Here is a 4,378-nt window from a genome sequence, read left to right on the forward strand (position 1 = left end):
CCCCCCCGCCCCCCCCCCCCCCCCCCCCCCCCCCCCCCCCCCCCCCCCCCCCCCCCCCCCCCCCCCCCCCCCCCCCCCCCCCCCCCCCCCCCCCCCACGGCGCTGCTTCAGACCTTCCAGCCGGACCATCCGGTGATCCGCGCGATCCTTGGCGGCGATGAAGAGGCCTTCTGGGCCGCCGAAGCGGCGGAACGCGAGGCAGCGGGTGTGCCGCCCTATGGGCGCATGGCGGGGATCATCCTGTCGGGCACCGAAGCGCAGGCGGTCTTTGACCTGGGCACGGAAATGGCGCGCAACGATGCCCCGCTACGCCGGATCGGGGCACAGGTCTTCGGGCCCGCGCCCGCGCCCATCGCGCGCATCCGGGGCCGGCACCGGGTGCGCCTGCTGGTCAAGGCCGACAAGGGCGTGCCGTTGCAACAGGCGCTCGCACAATGGGTCGGTCAGTTCGCGCTCAGGGGCGATCTGCGCCTGGCCTTGGATATCGACCCACAGTCCTTCTACTGACGGTCGGGCCGGGCGGGTCCATCCGCACTCGCCAAGGGCGCCGAAACGGCGTAGAGCGCTGCTCATGCGCATCGTTCCCCTGGCTCAGGCCCGGTTGCTGCCGTTGGCCCGTGACGCTTCTGTTTCTCATGGCCGCCGCCATGCCGGTGGCCTTTATGACGGCGGTGGTCCTGCCGACGCTACTGGGCTATCTCTGGATGGTGTTGGCCGCGGCGGTCTTCGGGCTGGCGGCGGGCATGGCGGGGATGTCCCTGGCGCTGCTTATCCCGCGCCATCCTGGCCCGGGCAACGAAACCATCCTGACGCGGGTCCTGCCCGCCCCTTCGGAGTAACAGATGACGACCTTCACGGCCCTGACGACACTTGATGGCAAGGATGCGGCCCAGGCCCTGGGCGATGCACTGGAGGGGCTGGAGCCGGCGCCCACCGGCGTGGGCGTCTTCGAGATGGAGGACGGTTCAGGCCTGTGGGAAGTCGGCGGCTATTTCGAGCAAGGCCCCGACGAGGTCGCCCTGGCGCTGCTGGCCGCGGCGCATGGGGCCAAGCCGTTCGCCGTGTCGCAACTGCCCGACGTGGACTGGGTCGCGCATGTCAAACGCGAATTGTCCCCCGTCGAGGCGGGGCGATTCTTCGTCTACGGCAGCCATGATGTCGACAGGCTGCCCGAGGGCCGGGTGGGGCTGCTGATCGAGGCGGCCATGGCCTTTGGCACCGGGCATCACGGCACCACGTTGGGCTGCCTGCGCGCCTTCGACCGGCTGCTGGGGCAGGGCGAGGCGCCGCAGAAGGTGGCCGATATCGGCTGCGGCACCGCCGTTCTGGCCATGGCGGCGGCCAAGTGCCTGCCCGAGGCGCAGGTCATCGCCAGCGACATCGACCCGGTCGCCGTCGAGGTGGCCCAGGCCAACCTGGCCGCCAACGGCATGGCCGGGGCTGTCACCTGTTTCACCGCCGCAGGGTTCGAGGCCCCTGCATTGGCCGACCGGGCCCCCTATGACCTGGTCTTCGCCAATATCCTCAAGGGGCCTTTGATCGACCTGGCTCCTGCGGTGGCGGCGCATACCAGCCCCGGGGGGTATGTGATCCTCTCCGGCCTGCTGAACGATCAGGCCGAAGAGGTCAGTGCGGCCTATGCACGCTGCGGGTTCAAACCCGAGGCCCGCGACGAGATTGCTGACTGGACGACACTGGTCATGGCCAAGCCGGGGTGATTTTCCGCCCGTACTCGGCGAATTGACGACGTTTGCCCCTTAGCGCCGCATTCGGGCGTCAGCGTCCAAAAGCCGAAGCGTGGATCGCAGCAAGGGCGTCCTGCGGATTTCTCCGGGTTTCGAGACCCGGCTCGCCCGAATCATGCGGGTGCGCGAGAGCCTGCGCCGCCCGGATACGCACCGTCGAGTGCCCGTTTGCGCCATAGCCTGGCGGTCGGCAAGACAGAGGCCGCGCCGGGGGTCCGACGCGGCCTGTTCATGTCATTGTCCGGCGGTGTTGGAGCCCTCAGCGGCGCTTGCCCCGGGCGATGCGGTCGATGTCGCCGGGGCACAGGCCGATGTCGTCAAGCTCGCGGCGGCTGAGGCTGGACAGCGCCCGGCGCGTGGCGCGCGCGTCATTCCAGCTGGCCATCGTTCCGAGGAGATTGGCGAACGAGAATCCGAAGCCGGTGAGCGGGCGGGTCATGTCGATGGCGGCCATGGGTCTCTCCTGTGAAATGGGCGGGCGCCGGGGTGTCGTCTGCGGCGCAGCTAGGCAGGTCTGTCGCCTCGCGCCAGAGCGTTTTTTGCATGGCTCCCATGCGTTTTCAGCATACCCCGGTTTTGCACTAAACCCATGATTAGAATGGTTAAATTCTGCTTTCCGCGCGTGTCGTTTTCGACCCCGGAAGGGGCGAAAACGGACCGTAGCGCCGAGGGTGTGTCGCCGGCGGACAGGTGACGTGTCGCTTTCGGACCGCGCATTCCGTCTTGGCCAGTGTTCGCTCTTTGTGCTAGGGCTGTTGCAAAACGGCAATAATGACGGGGTGGCATGCGGGTATTGGGCATTGATCCGGGATTGCGAAAGATGGGCTGGGGCCTGATCGAGGTGACGGGTGCGCGCCTGTCGCATGTCGGCAACGGCGTTTGCGAATCAGCCGGCACCGAGATGGCGGCGCGGTTGCTGTCGCTGCACGACCAGTTGCAGGCGGTCGTGACGGGGCACGCCCCTGACGCCGCAGCGGTGGAACAGACCTTCGTCAACAAGGACGGGGCCGGCACGCTCAAGCTGGGCCAGGCCCGAGGCGTGGCCATGCTGGTCGTGGCCCGTGCCGGGCTGGCCGTGGGCGAATACGCACCCAACGCCGTCAAGAAGGCCGTGGTCGGCGTGGGCCATGCCGACAAGGGCCAGATCGCCCATATGGTGCGGCTGCAACTGCCCGGGGTCGCGCTGGCCGGGCCGGATGCGGCCGATGCGCTGGCCATCGCGATCTGCCATGCCCATCACCTGCAATCGGCGGGGCAGCTGGCGCGCGCGGTTCAGGGGGCTTCGGCATGATCGGGCGGCTCTCCGGACGGCTGGACTACCGGGCCGACGATCATGTGCTCATCGACGTGCGCGGGGTGGGCTATGTCGTCTTTGTCTCGGACCGGACCATGGCCACGCTGCCCGGCCCGGGCGAGGCGGTCTCGCTCTATACCGACCTGCTGGTGCGGGACGACCTGTTGCAGCTGTTCGGCTTTCCCTCGCTGGTGGAAAAGGAATGGCACCGCCTGCTGATGGGCGTGCAGGGCATCGGGGCCAAGGCCTCGCTGGCGATCCTCGGCACGCTCGGGGCAGACGGGGTCAGTCGGGCCATGGCGTTGGGCGACTGGTCGGCGGTCGCCTCGGCCAAGGGGGTCGGGCCCAAGACAGCGCAGAAGGTGATTCTCGATCTCAAGGACAAGGCGCCCACCGTCATGGCCATGGGGGCCGCGGCGCCGATCACAGCGGCGCCCGAAACCGCGCCCGAAACCGCGGATGACGCGGTTGTCGAGACGCCCCCCCCTGCCGCCCCGGCGGCCCCCGCGCCCGATGGCGCGGCCCAGTCCGAGGCCCTGTCGGCCTTGACGAACCTGGGCTACGGCCCCTCCGAGGCCGCGGGCGCCGTGGCCCGGGCCCTGAATGAAACGCCGGGCACCGAGACCGGCGCGCTGATCCGCGCGGCATTGAAGCTGCTGGCGCCGAAGGGGTAAGAGGGCCACATCATGGCAGAGCCCGATCCCACCCTGCGCCCCGATCGCCAGCCCGAGGATGCCGACCGTGCCCTGCGTCCGCAGTTGCTGGACGAGTTCATCGGCCAGGCCGAAGCCCGCGCCAACCTGCATGTCTTCATCGAAAGCGCCAAGCGACGCGGCGAGGCGATGGACCACACCCTGTTCCACGGCCCGCCCGGGCTGGGCAAGACGACGCTGGCGCAGATCATGGCCAAGGAACTGGGCGTTGGCTTTCGCATGACCTCCGGGCCGGTGCTGGCCAAGGCGGGCGACCTGGCCGCGATCCTGACCAACCTCGAACCCCGCGACGTTCTGTTCATCGACGAGATCCACCGCCTGAACCCGGCGGTCGAAGAGGTGCTCTACCCCGCCCTGGAGGATTTCGAGCTGGACCTGGTGATCGGGGAAGGCCCGGCGGCGCGCACTGTGCGGATCGAGCTGCAGCCCTTTACGCTCATTGGGGCGACCACGCGCATGGGCCTGCTGACGACGCCGCTGCGCGACCGTTTCGGCATTCCCACCCGGCTGCAATTCTACACTACGGAAGAGCTACACGAGATCGTCACCCGCGGCGCGCGCCTGCTGGGGGCGCCCGCGACACAGGGCGGCGCGCAAGAGATCGCCCGCCGGGCGCGCGGCACGCC

Annotated in this window: 6 protein-coding genes and 1 pseudogene; 6 read left to right on the forward strand and 1 reads right to left on the reverse strand. The window is 69.3% G+C overall.

The window, feature by feature from the left end; translation table 11 throughout:
• Positions 1 to 90: 90 nt before the first annotated feature.
• The 3 genes and pseudogenes from ACH107_RS30450 to ACH107_RS30460 form a co-directional block, all read left to right on the forward strand.
• Positions 91 to 507, forward strand: a pseudogene (locus tag ACH107_RS30450) (primosomal protein N'); the annotation flags it as partial.
• 110 nt (positions 508 to 617) lie between these two features.
• Positions 618 to 839, forward strand: a complete 222-nt coding sequence (locus ACH107_RS30455) for a hypothetical protein (RefSeq protein ID WP_412509441.1) — start codon at positions 618 to 620, stop codon at positions 837 to 839.
• Between the two features lie 3 nt (positions 840 to 842).
• A complete protein-coding gene (locus ACH107_RS30460; protein WP_412509442.1) occupies positions 843 to 1,718 on the forward strand; it encodes a 50S ribosomal protein L11 methyltransferase in 876 nt (291 codons plus the stop codon).
• A 286-nt stretch (positions 1,719 to 2,004) separates the two neighbouring features.
• On the opposite strand, the gene ACH107_RS30465 is transcribed toward ACH107_RS30460, so the two are convergent.
• Entirely contained in the window at positions 2,005 to 2,199 is a 195-nt protein-coding gene (locus ACH107_RS30465; protein ID WP_310690492.1) for a DUF1127 domain-containing protein, read from the reverse strand.
• 330 nt (positions 2,200 to 2,529) lie between these two features.
• On the opposite strand from ACH107_RS30465, the gene ruvC reads away from it, so the two are divergent.
• The 3 genes from ruvC to ruvB all read left to right on the forward strand — a co-directional run.
• Positions 2,530 to 3,036, forward strand: coding sequence for a crossover junction endodeoxyribonuclease RuvC (gene ruvC / locus ACH107_RS30470; protein WP_412509443.1), 507 nt, complete (start codon positions 2,530 to 2,532; stop codon positions 3,034 to 3,036).
• On the forward strand, positions 3,033 to 3,713 hold the full coding sequence (gene ruvA, locus ACH107_RS30475; RefSeq protein WP_310690490.1) for a Holliday junction branch migration protein RuvA: 681 nt from the start codon (positions 3,033 to 3,035) through the stop codon (positions 3,711 to 3,713). Before ruvC ends, ruvA begins: the two co-directional genes overlap by 4 nt.
• Before the next feature lie 12 nt (positions 3,714 to 3,725).
• A partial coding sequence (ruvB, locus tag ACH107_RS30480; protein ID WP_412509444.1) for a Holliday junction branch migration DNA helicase RuvB occupies positions 3,726 to 4,378 on the forward strand: 653 nt, incomplete at its 3' end.

This window comes from Roseovarius halophilus (ex Wu et al. 2025), from assembly GCF_047086965.1.

Bases quoted from the DNA above. Each gene is read 5' to 3' on its own strand.
- ruvA (WP_310690490.1), top strand. From the start codon at position 3,033: ATGATCGGGCGGCTCTCCGGACGGCTGGACTACCGGGCCGACGATCAT.
- ACH107_RS30460 (WP_412509442.1), top strand. From the start codon at position 843: ATGACGACCTTCACGGCCCTGACGACACTTGATGGCAAGGATGCGGCC.
- ACH107_RS30465 (WP_310690492.1), bottom strand. From the start codon at position 2,199: ATGGCCGCCATCGACATGACCCGCCCGCTCACCGGCTTCGGATTCTCG.
- ruvC (WP_412509443.1), top strand. From the start codon at position 2,530: ATGCGGGTATTGGGCATTGATCCGGGATTGCGAAAGATGGGCTGGGGC.